Annotated in this window: 26 protein-coding genes; 6 read left to right on the top strand and 20 right to left on the bottom strand. The window is 62.0% G+C overall.

The annotated features are described in order from the left end of the window. Positions 1 to 105 precede the first annotated feature (105 nt). The 3 genes from clpB to rluD all read right to left on the bottom strand — a co-directional run bounded on the left by clpB (position 106) and on the right by rluD (position 4485). Complete coding sequence (gene clpB, locus CAG11_RS16180; RefSeq protein WP_053134614.1) at positions 106 to 2670, bottom strand: ATP-dependent chaperone ClpB; 2565 nt, start codon at positions 2668 to 2670, stop codon at positions 106 to 108. A 130-nt stretch (positions 2671 to 2800) separates the two neighbouring features. Then, positions 2801 to 3526 carry a peptidoglycan editing factor PgeF gene (pgeF, locus tag CAG11_RS16175; RefSeq protein ID WP_085597055.1) on the bottom strand — a complete coding sequence of 242 codons (726 nt, stop codon included), beginning with the start codon at positions 3524 to 3526 and terminating at the stop codon, positions 2801 to 2803. After that, complete coding sequence (rluD, locus tag CAG11_RS16170) at positions 3523 to 4485, bottom strand: 23S rRNA pseudouridine(1911/1915/1917) synthase RluD (RefSeq protein WP_031320555.1); 963 nt, start codon at positions 4483 to 4485, stop codon at positions 3523 to 3525. Before rluD ends, pgeF begins: the two co-directional genes overlap by 4 nt. A 150-nt stretch (positions 4486 to 4635) precedes the next feature. Here rluD and CAG11_RS16165 point away from each other — a divergent pair, with 150 nt between their 5' ends. The 3 genes from CAG11_RS16165 to CAG11_RS16155 all read left to right on the top strand — a co-directional run bounded on the left by CAG11_RS16165 (position 4636) and on the right by CAG11_RS16155 (position 7618). Next, positions 4636 to 5658: an outer membrane protein assembly factor BamD gene (locus tag CAG11_RS16165; RefSeq protein WP_085597054.1), complete on the top strand. Its 1023-nt coding sequence runs from the start codon at positions 4636 to 4638 to the stop codon at positions 5656 to 5658. A gap of 125 nt (positions 5659 to 5783) precedes the next feature. Continuing rightward, complete coding sequence (locus tag CAG11_RS16160; protein WP_085597053.1) at positions 5784 to 6017, top strand: PP0621 family protein; 234 nt, start codon at positions 5784 to 5786, stop codon at positions 6015 to 6017. A 269-nt stretch (positions 6018 to 6286) separates the two neighbouring features. Further along, on the top strand, positions 6287 to 7618 hold the full coding sequence (locus tag CAG11_RS16155) for a sigma-54 dependent transcriptional regulator (RefSeq protein WP_085597052.1): 1332 nt from the start codon (positions 6287 to 6289) through the stop codon (positions 7616 to 7618). Here the strand turns inward: CAG11_RS16155 and thiO are convergent. Genes thiO through pilV form a run of 6 tightly spaced genes read right to left on the bottom strand, consistent with a single transcriptional unit; the run spans position 7615 to position 11158 of the window. After that, entirely contained in the window at positions 7615 to 8727 is a 1113-nt protein-coding gene (gene thiO, locus CAG11_RS16150) for a glycine oxidase ThiO (protein ID WP_085597051.1), read from the bottom strand. The two genes, CAG11_RS16155 and thiO, sit on opposite strands and share 4 nt — an antisense overlap. A gap of 56 nt (positions 8728 to 8783) precedes the next feature. Next, entirely contained in the window at positions 8784 to 9185 is a 402-nt protein-coding gene (locus CAG11_RS16145) for a type IV pilin protein (RefSeq protein ID WP_085597050.1), read from the bottom strand. Positions 9186 to 9200: 15 nt separating this feature from the next. After that, complete coding sequence (locus CAG11_RS16140) at positions 9201 to 9548, bottom strand: hypothetical protein (protein ID WP_085597049.1); 348 nt, start codon at positions 9546 to 9548, stop codon at positions 9201 to 9203. Continuing rightward, positions 9535 to 10008, bottom strand: a complete 474-nt coding sequence (locus tag CAG11_RS16135; protein ID WP_256578621.1) for a PilX N-terminal domain-containing pilus assembly protein — start codon at positions 10006 to 10008, stop codon at positions 9535 to 9537. The genes CAG11_RS16140 and CAG11_RS16135 overlap by 14 nt, the downstream gene beginning before the upstream one ends. Further along, positions 10008 to 10718 carry a PilW family protein gene (locus tag CAG11_RS16130; protein WP_085597048.1) on the bottom strand — a complete coding sequence of 237 codons (711 nt, stop codon included), beginning with the start codon at positions 10716 to 10718 and terminating at the stop codon, positions 10008 to 10010. The genes CAG11_RS16135 and CAG11_RS16130 overlap by 1 nt, the downstream gene beginning before the upstream one ends. Beyond that, on the bottom strand, positions 10715 to 11158 hold the full coding sequence (gene pilV, locus CAG11_RS16125; protein WP_085597047.1) for a type IV pilus modification protein PilV: 444 nt from the start codon (positions 11156 to 11158) through the stop codon (positions 10715 to 10717). Before pilV ends, CAG11_RS16130 begins: the two co-directional genes overlap by 4 nt. Before the next feature lie 276 nt (positions 11159 to 11434). Between pilV and CAG11_RS16120 the strand changes: the two genes are divergently transcribed. Next, positions 11435 to 11959, top strand: a complete 525-nt coding sequence (locus tag CAG11_RS16120) for a GspH/FimT family protein (protein WP_022641083.1) — start codon at positions 11435 to 11437, stop codon at positions 11957 to 11959. Here CAG11_RS16120 and ispH read toward each other — a convergent pair whose 3' ends face one another. The 6 genes from ispH to murJ form a co-directional block, all read right to left on the bottom strand. Then, complete coding sequence (gene ispH, locus CAG11_RS16115; protein ID WP_085597046.1) at positions 11960 to 12907, bottom strand: 4-hydroxy-3-methylbut-2-enyl diphosphate reductase; 948 nt, start codon at positions 12905 to 12907, stop codon at positions 11960 to 11962. It lies immediately after the preceding gene. A 123-nt stretch (positions 12908 to 13030) separates the two neighbouring features. After that, positions 13031 to 13483: an FKBP-type peptidyl-prolyl cis-trans isomerase gene (fkpB, locus tag CAG11_RS16110; protein WP_053134640.1), complete on the bottom strand. Its 453-nt coding sequence runs from the start codon at positions 13481 to 13483 to the stop codon at positions 13031 to 13033. Further along, the gene (gene lspA, locus CAG11_RS16105) at positions 13476 to 13988 is read right to left on the bottom strand and encodes a signal peptidase II (protein ID WP_053134643.1); all 513 of its coding nucleotides are present in this window, start codon (positions 13986 to 13988) and stop codon (positions 13476 to 13478) included. Before lspA ends, fkpB begins: the two co-directional genes overlap by 8 nt. Next, the gene (gene ileS, locus CAG11_RS16100) at positions 13981 to 16812 is read right to left on the bottom strand and encodes an isoleucine--tRNA ligase (RefSeq protein WP_085597045.1); all 2832 of its coding nucleotides are present in this window, start codon (positions 16810 to 16812) and stop codon (positions 13981 to 13983) included. Before ileS ends, lspA begins: the two co-directional genes overlap by 8 nt. A gap of 13 nt (positions 16813 to 16825) precedes the next feature. Beyond that, positions 16826 to 17770, bottom strand: coding sequence for a bifunctional riboflavin kinase/FAD synthetase (gene ribF / locus CAG11_RS16095; protein ID WP_022641088.1), 945 nt, complete (start codon positions 17768 to 17770; stop codon positions 16826 to 16828). A 129-nt stretch (positions 17771 to 17899) separates the two neighbouring features. Further along, on the bottom strand, positions 17900 to 19438 hold the full coding sequence (gene murJ / locus CAG11_RS16090) for a murein biosynthesis integral membrane protein MurJ (RefSeq protein ID WP_085597044.1): 1539 nt from the start codon (positions 19436 to 19438) through the stop codon (positions 17900 to 17902). 251 nt (positions 19439 to 19689) lie between these two features. Between murJ and rpsT the strand changes: the two genes are divergently transcribed. Then, positions 19690 to 19968 carry a 30S ribosomal protein S20 gene (gene rpsT / locus CAG11_RS16080; RefSeq protein ID WP_009050949.1) on the top strand — a complete coding sequence of 93 codons (279 nt, stop codon included), beginning with the start codon at positions 19690 to 19692 and terminating at the stop codon, positions 19966 to 19968. Positions 19969 to 20079: 111 nt separating this feature from the next. Here rpsT and CAG11_RS16075 read toward each other — a convergent pair whose 3' ends face one another. From CAG11_RS16075 to rplU, 5 genes are all read right to left on the bottom strand, one after another. After that, entirely contained in the window at positions 20080 to 20541 is a 462-nt protein-coding gene (locus CAG11_RS16075; RefSeq protein WP_022641089.1) for a CreA family protein, read from the bottom strand. A gap of 20 nt (positions 20542 to 20561) precedes the next feature. Then, positions 20562 to 21680 carry a glutamate 5-kinase gene (proB, locus tag CAG11_RS16070; RefSeq protein WP_085597043.1) on the bottom strand — a complete coding sequence of 373 codons (1119 nt, stop codon included), beginning with the start codon at positions 21678 to 21680 and terminating at the stop codon, positions 20562 to 20564. A gap of 185 nt (positions 21681 to 21865) precedes the next feature. Then, the gene (gene cgtA, locus CAG11_RS16065) at positions 21866 to 23089 is read right to left on the bottom strand and encodes an Obg family GTPase CgtA (RefSeq protein ID WP_031320559.1); all 1224 of its coding nucleotides are present in this window, start codon (positions 23087 to 23089) and stop codon (positions 21866 to 21868) included. Positions 23090 to 23282: 193 nt separating this feature from the next. Then, entirely contained in the window at positions 23283 to 23540 is a 258-nt protein-coding gene (rpmA, locus tag CAG11_RS16060; protein ID WP_003228360.1) for a 50S ribosomal protein L27, read from the bottom strand. 35 nt (positions 23541 to 23575) lie between these two features. Next, complete coding sequence (rplU, locus tag CAG11_RS16055) at positions 23576 to 23887, bottom strand: 50S ribosomal protein L21 (RefSeq protein ID WP_003228361.1); 312 nt, start codon at positions 23885 to 23887, stop codon at positions 23576 to 23578. Positions 23888 to 24267: 380 nt separating this feature from the next. Here rplU and CAG11_RS16050 point away from each other — a divergent pair, with 380 nt between their 5' ends. Continuing rightward, positions 24268 to 25236 (top strand): polyprenyl synthetase family protein, encoded by a 969-nt coding sequence (locus CAG11_RS16050; RefSeq protein WP_053134658.1) that lies wholly within the window; start codon positions 24268 to 24270, stop codon positions 25234 to 25236. Position 25237 lies beyond the last annotated feature (1 nt).

The following is a 25237-nucleotide window of genomic DNA, read 5'->3' as shown; positions in this document are numbered from 1 at the left end:
CTGACTGCGGGGCGCACTTTACAAGCCTTTTCCTTACAGTTCAACGCCCTAGTGAAAAAAAAGGCCTCGCAATGCGAGGCCTCTTCATTTCCAGGCAACCGGAGATCAGTTGAAGACGATCTCGTCGTCCTGCACCACCGCCGTGATGGTGCTGCCAGGCAGGAAACCGCCGGACAGGATCAATTGGGCCAACGGGTTCTCGATCCAGCGCTGGATCGCCCGTTTCAGCGGCCGAGCACCGTACACTGGGTCATAACCCACGGCGATCAGCTTGTCCAAGGCCTCATCACTCAGCTCCAGGCGCAACTCACGCTCCGCCAGACGACTACGCAGACGCCCCAGCTGGATCTGGGTGATACCAGCGATCTGATCCCGGGCCAACGGCTCGAAGATCACCACTTCATCGACCCGGTTGATGAATTCCGGCCGGAAGTGGCTGGATACCGCATCCATTACCGCAGCGCGCTGGGCCTCGCGGTCGCCCACCAGCTCCTGGATCTGCGCCGAGCCCAGGTTGGAAGTCATGACGATCACGGTATTGCGGAAATCCACCGTACGCCCGTGGCTGTCCGTCAACCGTCCGTCTTCCAGGACCTGCAGCAAGATGTTGAACACATCCGGGTGCGCTTTCTCCACCTCGTCCAGCAAGATCACCGAGTACGGCTTGCGGCGTACAGCTTCAGTCAGGTAGCCACCTTCCTCGTAACCGACATAACCCGGAGGCGCACCGATCAGGCGAGCCACGGAGTGTTTCTCCATGAACTCGGACATGTCGATCCGTACCATAGCCTCTTCGGTATCGAAGAGAAACTCCGCCAGCGCCTTGCACAGCTCGGTCTTGCCCACCCCAGTCGGGCCGAGGAACATGAACGAACCGCTTGGCCGGTTCGGGTCCGCCAGGCCAGCGCGAGAGCGTCGCACAGCATTGGATACCGCCACCACCGCTTCATTCTGGCCAATGACCCGCTGATGCAGCAGGCTTTCCATCCTCAACAGCTTGTCGCGCTCGCCCTCGAGCATCTTCGACACAGGAATGCCGGTCCACTTGGACACCACCTCGGCAATTTCTTCCTCGGTCACCTTGTTACGCAGCAACTGGTTCTCGGTCTTGCCGTGCTGGTCGACCATCTGCAGGCTGCGCTCCAGGTCCGGGATCACCCCGTACTGCAGCTCGGCCATGCGGCTGAGATCACCCTTGCGCCGCGCCGCTTCCAGCTCCTGGCGAGCTTGCTCGATCTTTTGCTGGATCTGCGCCGAGCCCTGCACCTCGGCCTTTTCAGAGGCCCAGATTTCTTCGAGGTCGGAGTACTCGCGCTCCAGGCGCTCGATTTCCTCGGTCAGTTTTTCCAGGCGCTTCTTCGCTGCTTCGTCTTCTTCTTTCTTCAGCGCCTGGGACTCCACCTTCAACTGGATCAGGCGGCGGTCGAGGCGATCGAGCACTTCGGGCTTGGAATCGATCTCCATGCGGATACGGCTGGCCGCTTCGTCGATCAGGTCGATGGCCTTGTCCGGCAGCTGGCGATCGGTGATATAGCGATGGCTGAGCTTGGCCGCGGCAATGATCGCGCCGTCGGTGATCGCCACCTTGTGGTGCACCTCATAGCGCTCTTTCAAGCCACGCAGGATAGCGATGGTGTCTTCCTCGCTCGGCTCTTCCACCAGCACCTTCTGGAAGCGACGCTCCAGGGCAGCATCTTTTTCGATGAACTGGCGGTATTCGTTGAGCGTGGTGGCGCCAACGCAGTGCAACTCGCCACGGGCCAGGGCCGGCTTGAGCATGTTGCCGGCGTCCATGGCGCCCTCGCCCTTGCCGGCACCGACCATGGTGTGCAGTTCGTCGATGAACAGGATGATCTGCCCTTCCTGCTTCGACAGTTCGTTGAGCAACGACTTGAGCCGCTCCTCGAATTCACCGCGGTACTTGGCGCCAGCAATCAGCGCGCCCATGTCCAGCGCCAGCAGGCGCTTGCCCTTCAGGCCGTCGGGCACCTCGCCATTGATGATCCGCTGGGCCAGGCCCTCGGCAATGGCGGTCTTGCCCACGCCAGGCTCGCCGATCAGCACCGGGTTATTCTTGGTCCGGCGCTGCAGCACCTGGATGGTGCGGCGAATCTCGTCGTCACGGCCGATCACCGGATCGAGCTTGCCGTCCTCGGCACGCTTGGTCAGGTCGACGGTGTACTTATCCAGTGCCTGGCGCGACTCCTCGACGTTGGCGTCATTCACCGCCTCGCCGCCGCGCAGGTTATTGATGGCGTTTTCCAGGGCCTTCTTGCTCACGCCCTGGCCCAGCAGCAGTTTGCCGAGCTTGCTGTTTTCATCCATGGCCGCCAGCAGCACCAGCTCACTGGAAATGAACTGGTCGCCTTTCTGCTGGGCCAGGCGATCGGCCTGGTTGAGCAGGCGCGCCAGGTCCTGGGACATGTTCACGTCGCCAGTGGGGTTCTGGATCTTCGGCAGTTGGTCGAGCTCTTTGCTCAGTTCCTTGCGCAGGCTGTTGACGTCAAAGCCCACTTGCATCAGCAGGGGCTTGATGGAGCCACCTTGCTGTTCAAGCAGGGCCTGCATCAGGTGCGCCGGTTCGATGGCCGGGTGGTCGAGGCCTACCGCCAGGGATTGGGAATCGGATAAAGCCAGCTGAAGCTTGCTGGTCAATCGGTCTATACGCATTAGTCACCTTCCTTTTGAGCAGGCCGGAGCGATGGACACACCTAAATAGAGAAACCTGCCAGATGATTCCCTAGATGCGGTCGATTCTGGGAGATTCAAGCGTCAGTTGCTTGACGCAGGTCAGATTAGTCTAGCGCTCGAGCCAGACGAGGGAGGCGAAACGCCCGGTACGCGGATTACGCCTATAGGAGAAAAAACGCGAGTCGCTGACAGTGCAGTAACCACCGCCATAAACAGCGGCGACACCACGGGCCGCCAGGCGCAGGCGTGCCAACTGGTAGATATCGGCCATGAAACGCCCGGCATTGATGCTCGGGACAAAGGCCTGCTCGGCCTCGGCCAACTGGGTGACGAACGCCTCGCGCACTTCGGCGCCCACTTCGAAACGCTTTGGACCTATCGCCGGCCCTAGCCATACCAGGACCTGGTCGGCGGGCACGTCGAGGTGGTCGAGCGTGGCTTCCAGCACTCCGGCAGCCAGCCCACGCCAACCAGCATGGGCGGCCGCGACCCGGGTCCCGGCACGGTTACAGAACAGCGCCGGCAGGCAGTCGGCGGTCATCACCGCGCAGGCAACGCCCGGCGTGGCGGACCAGTTGGCATCAGCGGTTGCAACCACGGCGGGATCGGCGTGGGCCACCGCGACCCCATGCACCTGCTGCAACCAGGCCGGAGCGATGGAGAACTGCTCGGTGAGGCGACGCCGGTTCTCGGCCACTGCTTCGGGTTGGTCGTCGACGTGATCGCCCAGGTTGAGGCTGTCGAACGGCGCCAGGCTAACGCCGCCACTGCGGGTGGTGACACAGGACTTGACCCCGGCCGGCACGGGCCAGTCAGGAATCAGCCAGTCATTCATCCGATGAACGCCTCACGGTCTTGCTTGAGCAGCGACAGCAGCCAGACGAAGTCTTCCGGCAACGGCGACTCCCAGCTCATGCGCTTGCCGGTGGTCGGGTGGTCCAGCTCGAGAAAGCGCGCATGCAGAGCCTGGCGCGGGAAGTTCTTCAGCGAATCGACCATGGTCGGGCTGGCGGCCGGAGGGATGCGGAAGCGGCCGCCGTACGCCGGATCGCCCACCAACGGGAAGTTGATGTGGGCCATGTGGACCCGAATCTGGTGGGTACGCCCGGTTTCCAGCTTGACCCGCACATGGGTATGGGAACGGAAACGCTCCAGTACCCGATAGTGGCTGACTGCCGGCTTGCCACCTTCCATCACCGCCATGCGCTGGCGCTGCTGGCCATGGCGACCGATGGGGGCATTGATCTTGCCGCCTGCGGTCACCACGCCGATCACGATGCATTCATATATGCGGCTGACGGTGCGGCTCTGCAGCTGGGCCACCAGTTGCGTCTGCGCCTGGATGGTCTTGGCCACCACCATCAGGCCGGTGGTGTCCTTGTCCAGGCGGTGGACGATGCCGGCCCGCGGCACGTTGATGATGTCGGGAATATGATGCAGCAGCGCATTGAGCAAGGTGCCGTCAGCATGGCCGGCAGCCGGGTGCACCACCAGTCCCGCCGGCTTGTTGATCACCAGGATGTCGTCGTCTTCGTAGACGATGTCCAGCTCGATGTCCTGGGCAACCCATTCACCCTGGGCTTCCTGCTCGGCAGTCAGCTCGAGGACGGAGCCGCCGTGGACGATGTCACGGGGACGAAGTACCGCCCCGTCCACGGTCAGGCGACCGTCCTTGATCCAGGCGGAAAGGCGCGAGCGCGAATGCTCGGCGAATAATTGGGCGGCGACTTGATCGAGGCGTTGACCGCCCAGTTCGGACGGCACCTCTGCGCGAAGTTCTATTTTATCGGACATGCTCGGACTGGGGGTCGGCACAGCCTTTGGTTTCGGCTGCGCGCTTGTGGTTAAATACGGCGTCTTTTGCCCCGAGGCTTTCAACGGGGCGCTCATCATAACAGGACGGCCCCGCCCAAGACAGCGGCCGTCATAGGGACGCAAGCCGCTATGCAAGTGAAACACCTGCTGCTGATCGCCATCCTCGCACTGACCGCTGCTTGCTCATCGAAGGAAGTCGTTGACGAAAACCTGAGCGAAGTCGAGCTGTACCAGCAGGCGCAGACCGACCTGGACAACCACAGCTATACCAGCGCCACTTCCAAGCTCAAGGCCCTGGAATCGCGCTATCCCTTCGGTCGCTACGCCGACCAGGCACAGCTCGAGCTGATCTATGCCAACTACAAGAATGCCGAGCCGGAAGCCGCCAAATCGGCTGCCGAGCGCTTCATTCGCCTGCACCCGCAGCATCCGAACGTCGACTACGCCTATTACCTCAAGGGCCTGACCTCGTTCGACCAGGACGTCGGCCTGCTGGCGCGCTTCCTGCCGCTGGACATGACCAAGCGCGACCCAGGTGCCGCTCGCGATTCGTACAACGAATTCGCCCAGCTCACCAGCCGCTACCCGAACAGCCGCTACGCCCCGGATGCCAAGCAGCGCATGATCTACCTGCGCAACCTGCTGGCTTCCTATGAAATCCACGTAGCCGACTACTACCTCACCCGCCAGGCCTATGTCGCCGCCGCCAACCGTGGCCGCTACGTGGTGGAGAACTTCCAGGAAACCCCATCGGTAGGCGATGGCCTGGCGGTCATGACCGAGGCCTATCAGCGCCTGCACCTGGATGAGCTGGCAGCCACCAGCCTGGAAACCCTCAAGCTCAACTACCCAGACCACCCAAGCCTGGTGGATGGCCAGTTCGTGCCGCGGGTAGCCGAGGCCGACAACCGCTCCTGGCTGAGCAAGGCCACCCTGGGCCTGATCGATTCCCGCCCGCCGCTGCCGCCGGGAGAAACCCGCGCCAACCAGGACATCATGAAGCAGTATCAGGATGCCAAGGAAGCGATCCCCGAGGAGCTCAAGCCCAAGGACAGCAACGGCGAAGTGATCGAGGAAGAAAATCATCAAGCCGCTGGCAACAACGAAGACCGCTCCTGGTTCAGCTACATGACCTTCGGCGTATTCGACTGAGCAGCAGCCTGTTCAATAAAGGGAGACTTCAAGTCTCCCTTTTTGATGCCTGCAATCCTGCGGGCCTGTGCGACCGGCAAGCGCTTGGCTAAACTGCCGCATCTTTCCTCAAGAAACTGGATGCCATGGTTCGTCTACTGTTCTGGATCGCCCTGATTGCCGCTGCGGTATGGTTCTGGCGTAAATTCAAGCGCCCCGCCTCGGCTCCCCATACCCCCGCTGAGCCAGGTAGCACGCCCATGGTGCGTTGTGCCCACTGCGGCGTACACCTGCCCCAGGACCGGGCCCTGAGCCTGTCGCAGCAATGGTATTGCAGCCAGGCCCACCTGGAACAAGGCCCCGGTAGCCAGAACCGCTGATCGCACCCGCCCTGCACCTGGCGGCACGGGGCAATCGCCCCATCGCCAGAATAATTGGCGACAAAATAACCTCCGTCCTCCAAGCCGGCGGAGCACCCCTCCAGCCCCCGGATTCAGTGGCTCTGCTGCCCCTCGAACTGGTCCGCCCCCTTGGTCGGCGCCACCACCGCCGCCGCTGCTCTGCCGCCCTTGCCTAGCGGGCCTAGACTTCAACTCTCGGCCTGGCGATACGCCGGCTGCCCGTTCTTCATGGATGAAGGCGCACTGTCATGAATCCACGGCAAACGGTCCTGGTGGTCGATGGGGCCAAGGAAGTACGCGCCCTTGTGGAAATCACTCTCGGCCGGATGCACCTGCACACCCGCAGCGCCCGCACCCTGCAAGAAGCCCGCGATCACTTGAGGCAAAATCGTTTCGACCTATGCCTGACCGACCTGCACCTGCCGGACGGCTGCGGCCTGGAACTACTGAGACACATCCGCCAGGACCACTCCCGTGTTCCGGTGGCCGTACTCAGCGACGATACCAGCCAGCAAACCGCTGCCAGTGCCTTGCAGGCCGGAGCCTGCGATCTGCTGCACAAACCCCTGGATCTCAAGCATCTACGAGAGCTGGTCGGCAACCGCCTCAAGCCGCCTGCGCCCCGGGAAACCCCGGCAAGCAAGCAACTGCTGGGCAACTCACCGGCCATGGCCGACCTGCGCCGCCAGATCACCAAGCTGGCGCCCAGCCAGGCAGCGGTCTACATCAGCGGCGAATCCGGTAGCGGCAAGGAACGGGTCGCCCGCTTGATCCACGACCTGAGCCCCAGGGCCCGGCGACCGTTCATTGCGGTCAACTGTGGAGCCATCCCTTCGGAGTTGATGGAGAGCGAATTCTTCGGTCACCGCAAAGGCAGCTTCAGTGGGGCCCTGGCGGACCAGCCCGGGCTGTTCCTGGCCGCACGGGGCGGCACCCTGTTCCTCGACGAAGTAGCCGAACTGCCGCTGGCCATGCAGGTGAAACTCCTGCGTGCCTTGCAGGAAAGGTCCGTGCGGGCAGTGGGTAGCCAGACAGAGGAAGCGGTGGACCTCAGGATTCTATGTGCCACCCATCAGGACCTGAAGCAGCAGGTGGAAGCCGGACGCTTCCGCCAGGATCTGTACTATCGCCTGAATGTCATCGAACTACGGGTTCCACCCCTGCGCGAGCGCCATGCCGATATCAACCTGTTGGCCCGGCATATCCTGCAGCGCCTGGCCATCGACAGCGGCCAGACGGTAGCCCAGCTGAGCCCGGAAGCACTGCAGGCGCTGGAGGCCCACGACTTTCCCGGCAATGTGCGAGAACTGGAAAACCTGCTGGAACGGGCACAGATTTTCCGCGAAGGACAATGGATAGAAGTGGCGGACCTCGGCCTGCCCTGCGCCAGCCGAGCGGAAAGTCCCCCGCATCCAACCGCGACCGCATTCGATCTGGTGCTACACCTGCAACAGGTGGAGCGCCAGTTGCTGCTCCAGGCGCTGGACGCATGCCGCTGGAACCGCACGGAGGCGGCTCGCCGGCTGGGTCTGTCGTTTCGCTCGATGCGTTATCGCTTGAAGAAACTGGGACTGGACTAGACGCACGCCTCGATGCGTCCCGCAGGAGCATATGGCTGGGGGTCGATGATCGGCTGGTTGCCCAACAACAGGTCGCAGAACAATTGGCAGGAAGCCGGCGCCAACACCAGGCCGTTACGGTAATGCCCACAGTTGAGCCACAAACCGTCGAATCCGGGAACCTGTCCGATGTAGGGAATGCCTTCAGGAGAGCCCGGACGCAAGCCCGCCCAATGCCCAACCACCTCTGCGTCCGCCAGGGCCGGGATCAGCTCGACGGCCGACGTCTTGAGGCTATCCAGGGCAGAGGCGGTCGGAGTCTTGTCGAAACCTGCATGCTCCAGGGTGCTGCCCACCAGGATATGCCCATCGCGCCGGGGAATCGCATAGCGTCCCTTGGCCAGGACCATGCAAGACAAGAAGTCGGCGGCGCACTTGTACAGGATCATCTGTCCCTTGACCGGCTCCACCGGCAACGCCAGCCCCAGGCTGGACAGCAACTCACCGCTCCAGGCCCCGGCACAAAGCACCACTTGGTCCGCCCTCAACTCGCCCAGGGCGCTGTTCACACCCACCACTCGCTGCGCGTCCCGGATGAACCCCGTGACCTGGCATTGCTCATCGATATGCACATTGGGCAGGGCCTGCAACGCCGCCTTGAGGGACTTCACCAGGCGCGGATTACGCACATTGGCCACATTGGCCATGTAGATCGCCTGCTGATAGCCGCTCCCGAGTACCGGCACCGCATCATGCACGGCGTTGATGTCCACCTGGCTCAGCGGCCGCCCTTCACGCCGCGCCCACTCCAGGGCCGGGGCCTGGTCTTCCAGGTCCAACCAGTAGAGGCCGGTTGTATGCACCTCGGGATCGATCCCGGTATCACCGAACAGCTGCACTGCAAGCTGCGGATAAAAATCCTGCGACCAGTGGGCCAGTGCGGTGACGGCCGGGCTGTACCGCCAGGGATAGAGCGGGGAAACGATCCCGCCACCGGCCCAGGAAGACTCACGCCCCAGGTCAGAGCGCTCCAGGAGCCGCACTTGCTGCCCCTTGGAAGCCAGGTTGTAGGCGGTGAGCAGGCCGATTACCCCGCCTCCGATCACCAGCACTTGCTGTTGCTTAGCCATGGATGGTTCCAATCAATGAGAAAGACAGTGGGCGCCTGGGCTCCCGAAGCAGGTACTCAACGGCCCCAGCAGTCCTTGGTCGTCACCCCATCGGCCTGGCCTGCCAGGCCGATCGCCCCGGCCTGGTCGAGGGTGAAGCTGCCGCACTTGTCGGCCGCCATCAGGCCATCGGCCTTCGGCACTGCCGTCAGCGAGAATCCGCTATCGGTCAGGGTTGCACTGAGGCTGTAGTAGTCATTGCCCGTGCTCAGGCCGGGTGCATTGCTATAGACCCCGGCCGAGGCGTGATGGCGCTCGAGTAACTGTGCCTGCTCGGTGAGCAGCACCGTGACTTCACTGCGGTGAGGCTTCCTCATGTACTCAGTGATGCTGGGAAGGCTCAAGGTGAGGACCAGACCGATGATCGCAATCACGATCATGATTTCGATCAGGGTAAGACCTTGGTTGGATCTGCGCATGGTCAAGAATCTCGCTTACTGGATTTGTCGCCACAGGATGCGCCGGCCAGCGGCATCGGGGCGCTGCAAGGGGGGCTCGATAGCGCCGCCTCCAGGCTCCCGGGAGACATTGTCAGACTGGCCCGGCATCGGGGCGCCGAGCATCTTACCGCCGAACACAGGTACATCGGGCAAATTCCCGCCATCGATATTGCCGCAGCAAGTCTCCGATTCCTGTGGCGACAACAGCGTCATCCCTTGCGTCGTCGCCAGATCATCAGCCAGCACCTGGGTAGTAGCCGCTGGGCACAGCCCCCACAGCAGGCCGCCCAGGACCAGCAGGCTGCTGCGCCAACGTCCGCGATCCCCGTCAGTATTTGGCATAGATGCTTTCCAGCACGCTGCGTGCCTGGCCAGCCAGGCCGATGGCCGTCACTCGATACAAGGTGGCCGTGACCTCCTCGGGCAATCGGACCGCCCCCTTGACGAGCCCCAGGTTCTGCACTGCGTAATAACCATCGACCGTTGCCACCCAGCGCACTCCGGAATTTACGTTCCAGCCAGCATCGACCACCAATGACGACTCGCCAGGGGGAGCGCACAGCACTGGCGTCGCACATACCGGCCAGGTGCTCCCCTTGCGCACTTGCGCCTCGCCCAGGCGCAATGCCGTCTCGGCGGCCTGGAAGGCACGATGCTGCTGGGCCAGGCTGGCGGCCATCCGCTCCTGCAAGGTGGCGTTCTGCATGGCTGAAACACCGATCATCGTCAACAACGACAGGAACAACAGGCTGGCCAGCAAGGCCATGCCTCGTTCGAAGCGCAAACCGGGCAGCGACTGCATCAGGACAACCTGTTGCGCAAGGCCGCCACGAGGGTAAACCCCTGGGGCCGGACGGCATCACTTGGGTCGCTCAAGGTCAGGCGCAGCCGTACGCTGAGGATCAATGCGGGGTCACCAGGCTGGCGGCTATAGCCTGCCAGGACGTTGTCTGTAGCCGAGCGGGCCAGGCCAAAACCGATGTCGAAGGACTGGACGTTGTCCAGCAACACCATCTGTTGTTGCTCGAGGCCAGTACCGAACAGCAACTGCTGGTTCCTGAAGCGGTAGGACACCCGGCGCAAGGCGAATACCTGCTGCCCCTCACCGGCTTTTCGAGCTCCCGAATAGACCACTGCCTCCTTACGGCAGTCGGTGACCAGGCTCCAGGTCGGCGCGCCATCGACCTCTCCTGCATCGACCGTCACCAGGCTCAGTTTCTGCTCCGTGTCACTCCAGTGAATTGGCGTCGCCGCCAAGCGAGAAAAACTCCCACCCTCACTGGCATCGCGAATCCTCTTCAGGCAACCAGAGAATCCAACCATGCGGATTTCCCGGAGCATCTTGCTCAGGACGAAACGCGCCTCTTCTTGCTGGTAGGCCGAGGCGCCCTGGCTGAGATAGGTCTGCTTGGCCGCCACGAATACCCGACTCGCCCCGAGAACCAACACCAGGCTCAGCAACAGCACCATCATTACTTCCACCAAGCCGAAACCCCGGCTCCAACGGTTCACGGCGTACCATCCGAGGCTATTGCCACCCGGCTGCCAAGCATCAACTCACGCGGCTGTCCGCCGGAACCCGAGGCACGCGAGTCATCCCAAGTGATGTGAACGATGTAGAGGCCCTGGCCGACATCGACGCGCCCCCGGGCATCGACACCAGCGAAATCCGCAACATCACTGGCGAAATCCGCCAGGTCCTGGGCTCGCAGGCCGCCTGAAGCCGCCTCCCCCGGCTTGGCCTGGAGAACATCCGACGAGGTACTGGTTCGAATCCGCTCGAGCATGCCGTGGGCGATGAAGCTCGCCTGGGTACTCATCCGTGCGCTATCGGTGTACTGCAACGCCTTGAGCTGCACCGCCGCAGCCCCCAGCAAGCCCAAGGCGAGGACCAACAACGCCACCAGGACCTCGATCAGGGTCATGCCGGACTCGCTTCCTGCTCCTTTCATCCGAAGTTCCTCCGATCCGTGGAGAGCGACATACCAGGCTCGATCAGCCTCGCCGCCTCTTTAGGTTAGCCGGCAATGGAGCGCGGTTTGGTATCTGGTACACCCGGCAACACATTGCCGGGATCGGCCCGGGGCCAGGTGCCAATGGTCGGCAATTCCTTGTATGCAAATTGACCATCTAACCTGGGAACGCCCGGGCTATAACAAACGAGTCCTTGAATCACCAAGGGCCGCGCACGGATAGCGTGAAGTTGTGTTTCCAAGGAGGGAGACGCCATGCAACAGAAAGGTTTCAGCTTGCTAGAACTCCTGGTCACCCTGGCCTTGCTGGCGATCCTGCTGCCTCTGTCCGGCACCGGGCTCGGCCAATTGCTGCAATCGAATCGACAATTGGATGCTGCTCGAACCCTCGCCAGCGACCTGCGCAACGCCCGGGCGGCAGCCATCCTGCAACGTCATACGGCCCTGGTACACGGGCTGGACGGTGACTGGAGCAAGGGTTGGCGAATCATCCTGGATGCCAGCGGCAAGGGGCCGGACGATCCGGAGAATCCCCTGCTGATAGAGCGTCGGCATGCCGGGCACGTGCAGATAATAGGCAATCGCCCGGTGCAGCAGTTCGTGCGCTTTGGCGTTCTGGGCAACCCACTGCTGCCCACGGGCGCCTTCCAGGCCGGCACGCTGCACATCTGCCAGAAGGGTCGAGGAGACAGCCGCCACCAAGTGGTGCTGTCGCGTAGCGGGAGAATCAGCCTGCGCAGCGACATCGCCGAGCAGGCCCTGTGCATGAGTGCAGGATGATCAGAGCAGGGAACGGACCCGCAGCTCCTTGGGCATGGAGAAGGTGATGTTCTCTTCACGGCCGGCCAACTCGTCGGCACCGGTGGCGCCCCAGGCTTGCAACTGCTGGATCACGCCACGGACCAGGACTTCCGGAGCCGAGGCGCCGGCGGTGATACCGATGCGCTCGACGCCATCGAACCAGTTGCGTTGCAGGTCCTCGGCGCCATCGATGAGATAGGCCGGGGTGGACATGCGCTCGGCCAGCTCACGCAGGCGATTGGAGTTGGAGCTGTTGGGGCTACCCACTACCAACACCACGTCGCACTCGTCGGCCAGTTGCTTGACGGCGTCCTGGCGATTTTGCGTGGCGTAGCAGATATCGTCCTTGCGTGGCCCGCCAATGGCCGGGAAACGAGCACGCAAGGCGTCGATCACCCGGCTGGTGTCGTCCATGGACAAGGTGGTCTGGGTCACGAAGGCCAGTCGCTCGGGGTTCTGTACCTGCAGCCTGGCGACGTCGTCCTCATCTTCCACCAAATAGATGGCGCCGCCGTTGCTGGCGTCGTACTGGCCCATGGTGCCTTCGACCTCCGGATGACCAGCGTGGCCGATGAGGATGCATTCCCGACCATCACGGCTATAGCGCGCGACTTCGATATGCACCTTGGTCACCAACGGGCAGGTGGCGTCGAATACCTTGAGGCCGCGACCGGCCGCTTCGCTGCGTACAGCCTGGGATACGCCGTGGGCACTGAAGATGACGATGACATCGTCCGGCACCTGCTCTAGCTCCTCGACGAAGATCGCCCCGCGATTACGCAGGTCCTCGACGACGAACTTGTTATGCACCACTTCGTGCCGGACATAGATCGGGGGCCCGAAGACCTCCAGGGCGCGATTGACGATTTCGATCGCCCGGTCCACACCGGCGCAGAAGCCACGGGGGTTGGCGAGTTTGATTTGCATGCTGTGCCTCGTGTCTTGCGCGCAAGGAATAATCATGGCAACCGCTTCGCGGTTGATCGCAAGCAAGCCCGCCCCCCCAAGAACACCGAGGTTCTTGCGGGGGCGAGCTCGCCCGTGATGCGGTTAAAGCGCCTTGACGTCGATGATCTCGACATCGAAGGTCAGGGTCTTGCCGGCCAGCGGATGGTTGAAATCAACGGTGACCTGGGCGTCATCGAAGCTTTTGACCACGCCGGGCAATTCGGTGTTCGCCGCATCGTTGAAAATCACCAGCAACCCCTCCGACAGCTCCATGTCCTGGAACTGCGAACGGGGAATCACCTGCACGTTCTGCGGGTTTGGCTGGCCAAAGGCGTTTTCCGGCTCGATGGTCAGGTTACGCTTGTCCCCTGCCTTGAAGCCGAACAGCGCCGCCTCGAACCCTGGGAGCAGGTTGCCATCGCCAACCTTGAAGGTCGCCGGGGCCTTGTCGAAAGTACTGTCCACCGTGTCACCGTTCTCCAGGCGCAATGCGAAATGCAAGGTGACTTCGGTGTTCTGGCCGATACGTTGTCCAGCCAATACCTGTTCAGTCATGAACGGTTTCTCCGGTTTTCTTACTCTTGAACATATCCAGGGCCAGCATCACGGCACCGACGGTAATAGCGCTGTCGGCGAAGTTGAATGCCGGGAAGTACCAGCGGTTCTGCCAGTGCACCAGGATGAAATCGATCACATGACCCAGGACGATGCGGTCATACAGGTTGCCCAGGGCACCGCCGAGCACCAGGGCCAGGGCGATGGCCAGCCAGGTTTCGTTACGCCCCAGGCGCTTGAGCCAGACCACCAGCACCGCGCTGACCACGATGGCGATCAGGGCGAACAGCCAGCGCTGCCAGCCCGAACCATCGGCCAGGAAACTGAAGGCGGCACCGGTGTTGTAGGCCAGGGTCCAGCTGAAGTAGTCGGGAATCACCACGATCTGCTGGTACATGGTCAGCGAGTTTTCGAAGTGCAGCTTGCTGACCTGGTCGATGACCAGGACCAGCACGCTCAGCAACAGCCAGCCCAGACGACCGAAACGGCCTGCGGCATTAGGCATAGTGACGGACCTCGCCTTCACCGCTGATGTTATCTACGCAGCGACCGCAGATCTCCGGATGCTCAGGGTGGACGCCGACGTCTTCGCGGCAGTGCCAGCAACGGGCGCACTTGGCGAAGCTCGACTTGACCACTTTCAGCTTGAGACCGCTGACCTCGGTGGCTACCGCGTCCGCCGGAGCCTGCGCCAGGGGCGCAACACTGGCGGTGGAGGTGATCAGCACGAAGCGCAGCTCATTGCTCAGCTTGGCCAGGTCGGCCGACAGCGCGTCCTCGGCGTACAGCGTCACTTCGGCCTGCAGGTTGCCGCCCACCGCCTTGGCGGCACGCTGGTTCTCCAGTTCCTTGTTGACCGCGACCTTGACCGCCATGATCCGCTCCCAGTAGGCGCGATCCAGCTCGAAGCCTTCTGGCAGCTCGCTCAGCCCCTCGTACCAGGTGTTGAGCATCACCGACTCGTTGCGCTCGCCCGGTAGGTACTGCCACAGCTCGTCGGCGGTGAAGGCCAGGATCGGCGCGATCCAGCGCACCAGCGCCTCGCTGATGTGGAACAGCGCGGTCTGGCAGGAACGACGGGCCTTGCTGTCGGCGCCGGTGGTGTACTGGCGGTCCTTGATGATGTCCAGGTAGAAACCGCCCAGCTCCTGCACGCAGAAGTTGTGCACCTTGGAGTAGACGTTCCAGAAGCGGTATTCGCCGTAGTGCAGCTCCAGCTCGCGCTGCAGCAGCAAGGTGCGATCCACGGCCCATCGATCCAGGGCCAGCATGTCTTCGGCCGGCAGCAGATCGGTGGCGGGGTTGAAGCCGCTCAGGTTGGAGAGCAGGAAACGCGCGGTATTGCGGATCCGCCGGTAGGCGTCGGCACTACGCTGCAGGATCTGGTCGGACACCGCCATCTCGCCGGAATAATCAGTGGCCGAGACCCACAGGCGCATGATGTCGGCACCCAGGGTGTTGTTGACCTTCTCCGGCTCGATGGTATTGCCCAGCGACTTGGACATCTTGCGCCCGCTCTCGTCCACGGTGAAACCGTGGGTCAGCAGTTCGCGGTACGGCGCGTGGCCGTCGATGGCGCAACCTGTGAGCAGGGAAGAGTGGAACCAGCCACGGTGCTGGTCGGAACCTTCCAGGTACAGATCGGCACGCGGGCCAGTGGCGTGGCCGATATCGTGGGAGCCACGCAGCACATGCCAGTGAGTGGTGCCGGAATCGAACCAGACGTCCAGGGTGTCGGCGATCTTGTCGTACTGGCCGGCTTCATCGCCGAGCAGCTCGGCGGCATCCAGCTTGAACCAGGCCTCGATGCCTTCCTGCTCGACGCGCTTGGCCACTTCTTCCATCAGCTCGACGGTGCGCGGGTGCAACTCGCCGCTTTCCTTGTGCAGGAAAAACGGGATCGGCACGCCCCAGTTGCGCTGGCGGGAGATGCACCAGTCCGGACGGTTGGCGATCATCGAATGCAGGCGCGCCTGGCCCCAGGCCGGCACGAACTGGGTGTTCTCGATAGCCTGCAGGGCACGCTGGCGCAGGGTGTCGCCGGCCACCGGCTGCTTGTCCATGCCGACGAACCATTGCGCGGTGGCGCGATAGATCAGCGGAGTCTTGTGACGCCAGCAATGCATGTAGCTGTGGCTGATGGTTTCGGTGTGCAGCAGCGCACCGACTTCGCTCAGCTTATCGACGATGGCCGGGTTGGCCTTCCAGATGAACTGGCCACCGAAGAACTCCAGGGAAGGCGCGTACACACCATTGCTCTGGACCGGGTTGAGGATGTCGTCGTTGACCATGCCGTAGCGCTTGCAGGTCACGAAGTCGTCTTCACCGTAGGCCGGCGCGGAGTGAACCACGCCGGTACCGGCGCCCAGTTCCACGTAGTCGGCCAGGTATACCGGCGACAGGCGATCGTAGAACGGATGGCGGAAATTGATCAGCTCCAGGGCGGAACCGGGGGCCGTGGCGATCACCGAACCTTCCAGGCCGTAACGGGCCAGGCAGGACTCCACCAGCTCCTCGGCCAGGACCAACAGGCGCTCGCCGGTATCCACCAGAGCGTAGTTGAACTCCGGATGGATGTTCAGGGCCTGGTTGGCCGGGATGGTCCACGGGGTGGTGGTCCAGATCACGATGGCTGCGGGTTTGGCCAGCTTGGCCAGGCCAAAGGCGGCAGCCAGCTTGTCCTCGTCGGCGACCGGGAAGGCCACGTCGATGGTGGCGGACTTCTTGTCCTGGTACTCGACTTCCGCCTCGGCCAGGGCCGAACCGCAATCGAAGCACCAGTTAACCGGCTTGAGGCCCTTGAACACGAAGCCACCCTTGACCATCTCCGCCAGGGCACGGATTTCTCCGGCCTCGTTGGCAAAGTTCATGGTCTTGTAGGGATTGTCCCAGTCACCCAGCACGCCCAGGCGAATGAACTCGGTCTTCTGGCCTTCGATCTGCTCGGAAGCGTAGGCACGGCACAGCTCGCGAGTCTGGTCCGAGGTCAGGTTCTTGCCGTGGGTCACCTCGATCTTGTGCTCGATCGGCAGGCCGTGGCAGTCCCAGCCCGGTACGTAGGGCGCGTCGAAGCCGGACAGGGTCTTGGAACGAACGATCATGTCCTTGAGAATCTTGTTCAGCGCGTGACCGATGTGGATCTTGCCATTGGCATAGGGAGGACCGTCGTGCAGAACGAACTTGGGACGATCCTTGCCAATCTCGCGCAACTTTCCGTACAGGCCAATGCTGTCCCAACGCTGCAGAATCTGTGGTTCGCGCTGAGGCAGGCCGGCCTTCATTGGGAAGGCGGTGTCCGGAAGGTTTAACGTGGCTTTATAGTCGGTCATTTAAGGCTCTTCATTAGCGATTGGCGCTATGGATACGTGCAACTTGGGCACGGGCGGCGGCAACATCCGCATTGATCGCCGTCTTCAACGCCTCCAGGGAGGCGAAACGCTGCTCTTCACGCAGCTTTTGGTGGAAAACCACCGTCAAACGCCGGTCGTACAGGTCACCGGCAAAATCTAGAAGGTGAATCTCCAGGTGGGCCTTGCCATCACCTGCGACCGTGGGCCGGACGCCGATGTTGGCGACTCCGGGCCAGGCCTGGCCATCGATATCGACACTGACCAGGTAAACCCCGGAAAGCGGTACGCGACGACGTTTCAACTGCACGTTGGCAGTAGGGGTGCCCAGCTGGCGCGCCAGCTTCTGCCCATGCAGGACCCGACCGGCAATCCGGAAGGGGCGACCGAGCAGACGCTCGGCAAGATCGAAATCGGCAGCGGCCAGGGCATTGCGGACCTGGGTGCTGCTGATGCGCAACCCATCCATTTCCACAGTGCGGGCCGCTTCTACGGTGAATCCGTGGGTCGCACCGGCCTGCTGCAGGAACTCGAAGTCGCCGACCCGGTCGCAACCGAAGCGGAAGTCGTCACCGACCTCCAGGTGCCGCACACCCAGGCCATCCACCAGTATTCGCTCGACGAACTCGCTGGCGCTGAGCTTGCTCAGGCGCTGGTTGAACGCCAGGCACAAAACCCGGTCGACCCCGGCTTGCGCCAGCAATTGCAGCTTGTCCCGCAGGCGGGTCAGGCGCGCTGGAGCGGTTTCGGGAGAAAAGAACTCACGCGGCTGCGGTTCGAAAATCACCACGCAGCTGGGTACGCCCAACTCGAGCGCACGCTCACGCAGCCGGTCCAGGATAGCCTGGTGACCACGGTGAACACCGTCAAAGTTGCCAATAGTGGCGACGCAGCCCCGATGCTGGGGGCGCAGATTGTGAAGGCCTCGAACCAGCTGCATAACGCGCTTCTTGCTCATAAAGTGGCCGATTATAACCACACCGGGCGGCTGACGACAGGCAGCACCGCAACCCAAAGTGATCGAACCGACAAAACCTGTGTCCACCCTGCTGCGACGATCGGATCCTCGTCAGCCCAGGGCCTTGCGATTGAAATCCCGCAGGCGGAAGCCCTGCAGGGCCAGCATGCCGAAATAGGCCACCACGCCGGCTACCACCAGTGCCCCCAGGCGCAGGAAACGCTGGAGCATATGCCCCTCGTCCCAGGCTGGCATGTAGTGCATCGCACCCAGCAGCACCGCCGACATGACCACCACGGCAACCAGCAACTTGAGGATGAACATCCCCCACCCTGGCTGCGGCTGGAACATCCGCTGCTTGCGCAGCTGGTAGAACAGCAGGCCGGCGTTGATGCAAGCCCCGCCACTGATGGCCAGGGCCAGCCCGGCATGCTTCAGGGGGCCGATCAGCGCCAGGTTCAACAACTGGGTGACCACCAGGGTGAAGATGGCGATTTTCACCGGGGTCCGGATGTTCTGCTGGGCATAGAAGCCCGGAGCCAGCACCTTGATCATGATGATGCCCAGCAAACCGATTGCGTAAGCCACCAGCGCCCGCTGGGTCATGGATGCGTCGAAGGCGCTGAACTCACCGTACTGGAACAACGATACCGTCAACGGCTCGGCCAGGATCCCCAGCGCCAGGGAGCAAGGCAGCACCAGGATGAAGCACAGGCGCAGCCCCCAATCGAGAATTCGCGAATACTCATGACGATCCTTGCTGGCGTAGGTCTTGGCCAGGGTCGGCAACAGGATGGTCCCCAGCGCCACGCCCAGCACTCCGGACGGCAGCTCCATGAGCCGGTCGGCGTAGTACATCCAGGAGACCGAGCCAGCCACCAGGAACGAGGCGAAGATCGTGTTGATGATCAGCGAGATCTGGCTCACGGACACCCCGAGGATCGCCGGCAGCATCTGCTTCAACACTCGCCAGACCCCGGTATCGCGCAGGTTGAGGCGTGGCAGCACGAGCATGCCGATCTTCTTCAGGTGCGGCAGCTGGTACAACAACTGTGCCAGGCCACCGGCCAGTACCGCCCAGCCCAGGGCCATCACCGGCGGATCGAAATACGGCGTGAGGAACACCGCGAAGATGATCATGCTGACATTGAGCAGGGTCGGCACGAAGGCCGGTACCGAGAAGCGGTTCCAGGTATTGAGGATGGCTCCGGCCAGGGATGAGAGGGAGATCAGCAATATATAAGGAAAGGTCACCCGCAACAGGTCCGCAGTCAGGGCGAACTTTTCCGGGGAATCGACGAACCCCGGCGCCGTGGCCCAGATGACCCAGGGCGCAGCGATCATTCCCAGGGCCGTGACCAAAGCCAGCACCAGGGTCAGCAAGCCGGATACGTAGGCGATGAAGGTGCGCGTCGCCTCTTCGCCCTGCTGGGTCTTGTATTCCGCCAGGATCGGTACGAAAGCCTGGGAGAACGCTCCCTCGGCGAAGATCCGTCGCAGCAGGTTGGGCAGCTTGAAGGCGATGAAGAAGGCGTCCGTGGCCATGCCGGCACCGAAGGTGCGCGCGATGATGGTGTCGCGCACGAAGCCCAGCACGCGGGAAAGCATCGTGATAGAGCTGACGGCGGCCAACGACTTGAGCAGATTCATGAAAAGGTTTGTGCCTTGTAGATAAACAGTGGGCGAAAAGGCGCCCACTTGTGCGATACTCCGCGCCGCAACAGCACAGAGCCAAAGCTCGCGAGTTTACAGGTCAAGCGCCGGAAATAAATATCCCGCCTCTACAGATCGACCACTCAGCGGAACGCATCAGCTGCCCTTGACAACACACCAACTCATCGGCATGATTCGCGGCCTATTTTGTTTGCTATTTCCCAAAAAGTCTTTCGAGGAGCTCGACGGTGGCCAACTCACCTTCCGCCAAAAAACGTGCAAAACAGGCTGAGAAGCGTCGCAGCCACAACGCCAGCCTGCGTTCCATGGTTCGTACCTACATCAAGAATGTAGTTAAAGCCATCGACGCAAAAGACGCCGAAAAAGCGCAAGCCGCTTACGTTCTGGCCGTGCCAGTTATCGACCGCATGGCCGATAAAGGCATCATCCACAAGAACAAAGCTGCTCGCCATAAAGGCCGCCTGAATGGCCACATCAAGGCTCTGAAGCTCGCTGCTGCAGCCTAAGCGACACGCTTGTTGAAAAACCGACCCAAGGGTCGGTTTTTTATTGCCTGCGATTTACCCCGCCCAGCGAGCCAACCCAGCATTCACCGGGCCGACCCACCAGCGATCAGATCACTGATGCGACCACGGCAGGATCGGAATCGCCGTCACCGCATTCTGCGGACTACCCTCGATCAACCGGTCGCTATAGACCAGGTACACCAGGGTATTGCGCTTCTTGTCGAGAAATCGCACCACCTGCATGGTCTTGAACACCAGCGAGGTGCGCTCCTTGAATACTTCCTCGCCATCCTTCAGATCACCCTTGAAGGCGATCGGCCCGACCTGGCGGCAGGCAATCGAGGCCTCGGCCCGATCCTCGGCCAAACCCAGGCCACCCTTGAGACCACCCGTCTTGGCTCGCGACAGATAACAAGTGACGCCATCGACCTTGGGATCATCGAACGCCTCGACCACGATCCGATCATTCGGCCCGACGAACTTGAAAACCGTGGACACCTGGCCAATTTCCTCGGCCGACACCATGAACGGCATCACCAAGAACAAACCCAACAATCCCTTTGCCATGCGCATGCGTTTTTTCCTTATGCCACTCAAACCAGAATCAGATTGTCACGATGAACCAGCTCCGGCTCAGCCATGTAGCCCAGCACACCGACAATCGCATCGGAAGGCTGGCCGATGATCTTCTGCGCCTCCAAGGCGCTGTAGTTGGCCAAGCCGCGGGCGATCTCGCGCCCGTCAGGCGCCACGCAGACCACCATCTCGCCGCGCCGGAAGCCGCCCTGGACCTGCTTGACCCCCACCGGCAACAAGCTCTTGCGCCCTTCGGACAGAGCGGACACTGCGCCCTCGTCCAGCACCAGGGTGCCACGGGTTTGCAAATGACCGGCCAGCCACTGCTTGCGCGCAGCCAACATGCCGCGCTCCGGAGACAGCAAGGTACCAATGCGCTCGCCCGCCTTCAGCCGATCCAGCACCCGTTCCAGGCGCCCACCGACGATGATGGTGTGCGCCCCGGAACGCGCCGCCAGACGCGCCGCACGCAGCTTGGTCTGCATACCGCCACGCCCCAGGGCACCGCCAGTACCGCCAGCCACCGCATCCAGGGCCGGATCATCGGCTCGCGCCTCGTAGATCAGCTGGGCGTCTGGATTGCTGCGCGGGTCGGCATCGAACATGCCATCGCGATCGGTCAGGATCACCAGCAGGTCAGCCTCCACCAGATTGGCCACCAGCGCCGCCAGGGTATCGTTATCGCCAAAACGGATTTCATCGGTGACCACGGTGTCGTTCTCGTTGATCACCGGGATCACCTTGAGCTCGACCAATGCCCGCAGGGTACTGCGCGCATTGAGGTAACGCTTGCGGTCCGACAGGTCGTCATGGGTCAGGAGGATTTGCGCGGTATGCCGGCCATGCTCGGCGAAGCTCGACTCCCAGGCCTGCACCAGCCCCATCTGGCCAATGGCCGCCGCCGCCTGCAGCTCATGCATCGCACTCGGTCGTGCGGTCCAGCCCAGGCGGCTCATGCCAGCAGCAACAGCACCGGAAGATACCAGCACCAATTCGACACCAGCCTCATGCAAGGCCACCATCTGCTCGACCCATATTCCCATTGCCGCACGATCCAGCCCTTTGCCGTCCGCCGTCAGCAACGCGCTACCGATCTTCACGACCCAGCGCTGTGCACCCGTCACCTTGCTCCGCATCTCATTCAACCTTTGCCAGCGAGCGGCGCGACCGAGCGCCACTCATGGGGTTATTCGTATTTACGCCGTGCAGACACCAAAACGCCGCTCAGGTGAGCGGCGCATTGAAAGCTGGCCCGGCAGCGATGATAACACCGCACCAAGCCAGATAAACCGTCTTCGCGGGCAAGCCCGCCAACGATGAATCAGTCGCGAACGTAGATGATTTCCGGGCCATCCTCGTCATCCACATCTTCCTCGTCCCAGTCATCGTCGCCGATGTCGTGGACGCTCTTCACGCCAGTGCGGCGCAGGGCCCGCTGGTCATCCAGGGCCTGCAGCTGGGCACGCGCCTCATCTTCGATGCGCTGATCCAGCTCGGCCAGCTCATCGGCAAAGGCCGGGTCAGCCGCCAGGCGATCGGCACGATCCTCCAGGTACCGCATGATGTCGCGGCTCAGGCGCTCGGTACCCTCTTTGGAGATGGCCGAGATCACATACACAGGACCGGTCCACTCCAGACGCTCGACAACCTCCTTGACCCGCTCCTCCTGCTCCTCCTCGAGAAGCATGTCGCTCTTGTTCAGCACCAGCCAGCGCTCGCGCTCAGCCAGGGACGGACTGAACTTCATCAGCTCGTTGACGATCACCTCAGCAGCATCTGCAGGGCTGCTCTCATCCAGAGGCGCCATGTCCACCAGATGCAGCAGGATCCGCGTACGCGCCAAGTGCTTGAGGAAGCGAATCCCCAGGCCGGCACCATCGGAAGCCCCTTCGATCAGACCAGGAATGTCGGCGATCACGAAGCTCTTCCAGCGATCGACGCTGACCACGCCCAGGTTCGGCACCAGGGTCGTGAACGGATAGTCGGCGACTTTCGGCTTGGCTGCGGAAACCGAACGGATGAAGGTGCTCTTGCCGGCATTCGGCAAGCCCAGCAGGCCAACGTCCGCCAGCACCTTCAACTCCAACTTGAGGTCACGCTGCTCGCCCGGCTTGCCCGGCGTAGTCTGGCGCGGCGCACGGTTGGTACTGGACTTGAAGCGAGTGTTACCCAGGCCGTGCCAACCACCCTGCACCACCATCAGGCGCTGGCCCGCCTTGGTCAGGTCGCCAATGACCTCCTGGGTGCCAGCATCAATCACAGTGGTACCAACCGGAACCCGCAACTCCAGGTCCTCACCTTTCTTGCCAGTGCAATCGGTGCTGCCGCCATTGGAGCCACGCTCGGCATCGAAATGACGGGTGTAGCGATAGTCCACCAGGGTATTGAGGTTCTCGTCGGCGACCATGAAGATCGAGCCGCCATCACCACCATCACCACCGTTGGGACCACCGTTCTCGATGAACTTTTCGCGACGGAAACTCATGCAACCATTGCCGCCGTCGCCAGCCTTTACTCGGATCGAAACTTCATCAACAAACTTCATGATCAAACGCCTCTCGCCGCATGGGCGAGCTGAAAAAACCAAGACATAAGACTCTTGCAAAAATGAGCGCAGCGGCCTCAATCAACGACCGAAATTCCAACGCTGGCAGCCCGTACAAACAGCTTTGCAAGAGACTCATCCCACAAACGAAAAAGCCCCGTCGCGAGACAGGGCTTTTCCAGCGATCGCGCAATTAAGCTGCGACGACGCTCACGTAACGACGACCGAAGGCGCCTTTTACTTCAAACTTGATCACGCCTTCGATTTTCGCGAACAGGGTGTGATCTTTACCCATGCCAACGCCGTAGCCAGCGTGGAATTGGGTGCCGCGCTGACGCACGATGATGTTGCCGGCCTTGATGACCTGGCCGCCATACATCTTCACGCCAAGGCGTTTGGCTTCTGAGTCGCGACCGTTACGGGTACTACCACCAGCTTTTTTGTGTGCCATGAGTTCAATTCTCCTAGTGAGGAATTAGGCTGAAATTAAGCCTGAATACCGGTGATTTTGATCTCGGTGAACCACTGGCGGTGGCCCATACGCTTCATGTGGTGCTTACGGCGACGGAACTTGATGATGCGGACTTTATCGTGACGACCTTGGGAGATCACTTCAGCCTTGACGGTTGCGCCAGCAACAACAGGTGCGCCGATGTTCACGTCGTCGCCATTGGCGACCAACAGAACGCGGTCAAAAGTCACGGATTCGCCAGTGGCGACTTCCAGTTTTTCGATCTTCAGGTATTCACCTTCAGCGACCTTGTATTGCTTACCGCCGGTAACGATTACTGCGTACATGGTATTTCTCCGATAATCCTGCTCACCCAGCTCTTAATAGGAAGAGGTATTGGCTGGCATGGCTGCTTGGGGCTGGAACGGCCCTGTGCAATTGCGTAAGGCAGGTGCTGCCCAGGAAGTTCAGGGTGCGCGATTGTACGCAAGGCACAATTGCCTTGCAAGTGCCGCTGAGGCGGCGCGAGGCGGAATCACGGGGCCCCGCGGACGGGAGGAACAACTGCCTGTGGTCAGGTTTTCATGGCAAACCATGACCATTAACCTAGTGTTCTACCCTGACAAATTAACGCCCGCCGGGGCTTTGGCTACCCGGGAAGGCGCCTTGACACCTGGGGACGCGGGTCCTAGCATGCCGCGCATCCCTTCTGGAGCACCTGTCACTGATGCAACCCCAAGCTTTCTACCGCGCGGTGGCGGAAGATTTTAACGCCGTCGACGGCATCATCAAGAAGCAACTGACGTCCCGCGTACCGCTGGTCTCGAAAATCGGTGACTACATTACGTCAGCCGGCGGCAAGCGCCTGCGCCCCTTGCTGGTGCTGCTGTGCGGCAAGGCCCTGGGCCGCGAAGGCGAAGAGCTGCGCCTGCTGGCCGCCACCATCGAGTTCCTGCACACCGCTACCCTGCTGCATGACGATGTGGTCGACATGTCCGGCATGCGCCGTGGCCGCTCCACCGCCAATGCCATGTGGGGCAATGCGCCCAGCGTATTGGTGGGTGACTTCCTGTATTCGCGCTCCTTCGAGATGATGGTCGAACTGGGTTCGATGCCGGTCATGCGCATCCTGTCCCAGGCTACCCGGGTCATCGCCGAAGGCGAAGTCCTGCAGCTGTCCAAGGTGCGCGATGCCAGCACCACCGAAGAAACCTACATGGAAGTCATCCGCGGCAAGACTGCGATGCTCTTCGAAGCCTCGACCCACAGTGCCGCGGCCCTGGCCGGTGCCACACCGGAACAGGCCGAGGCCTTGCGAACCTTCGGTGACCACCTGGGCGTGGCCTTCCAACTGGTCGACGACCTGCTGGACTATCGCGGTGACGCCGAGACCCTGGGCAAGAACGTGGGCGACGACCTGGCGGAAGGCAAGCCTACGCTGCCGCTGATCTACACCATGCGCGAAGGCACCCCGGAACAGGCCGCCCTGGTTCGCCAGGCGATCCAGAAAGGCGGGATCGAGGACTTGGAAAGCATCCGCAATGCCGTCGAAGCCTCGGGCTCCCTGGACTACACCGCGCAACTGGCTCGCGACTACGTCGCTCGCGCCATCGCCTGCCTGGAAGCCCTGCCGGCAAGCGAGTATCGCGACGCCCTGGTGGAACTGAGCGAGTTCGCCGTCGCCCGTACCCACTGAC

This window comes from Pseudomonas sp. B6(2017) (assembly GCF_002112765.1).
Lineage (GTDB): Bacteria > Pseudomonadota > Gammaproteobacteria > Pseudomonadales > Pseudomonadaceae > Aquipseudomonas > Aquipseudomonas piscis.
Note: the sequence above shows the minus strand (reverse complement) of the source record. Positions and strands in the feature narration are given on the sequence as shown.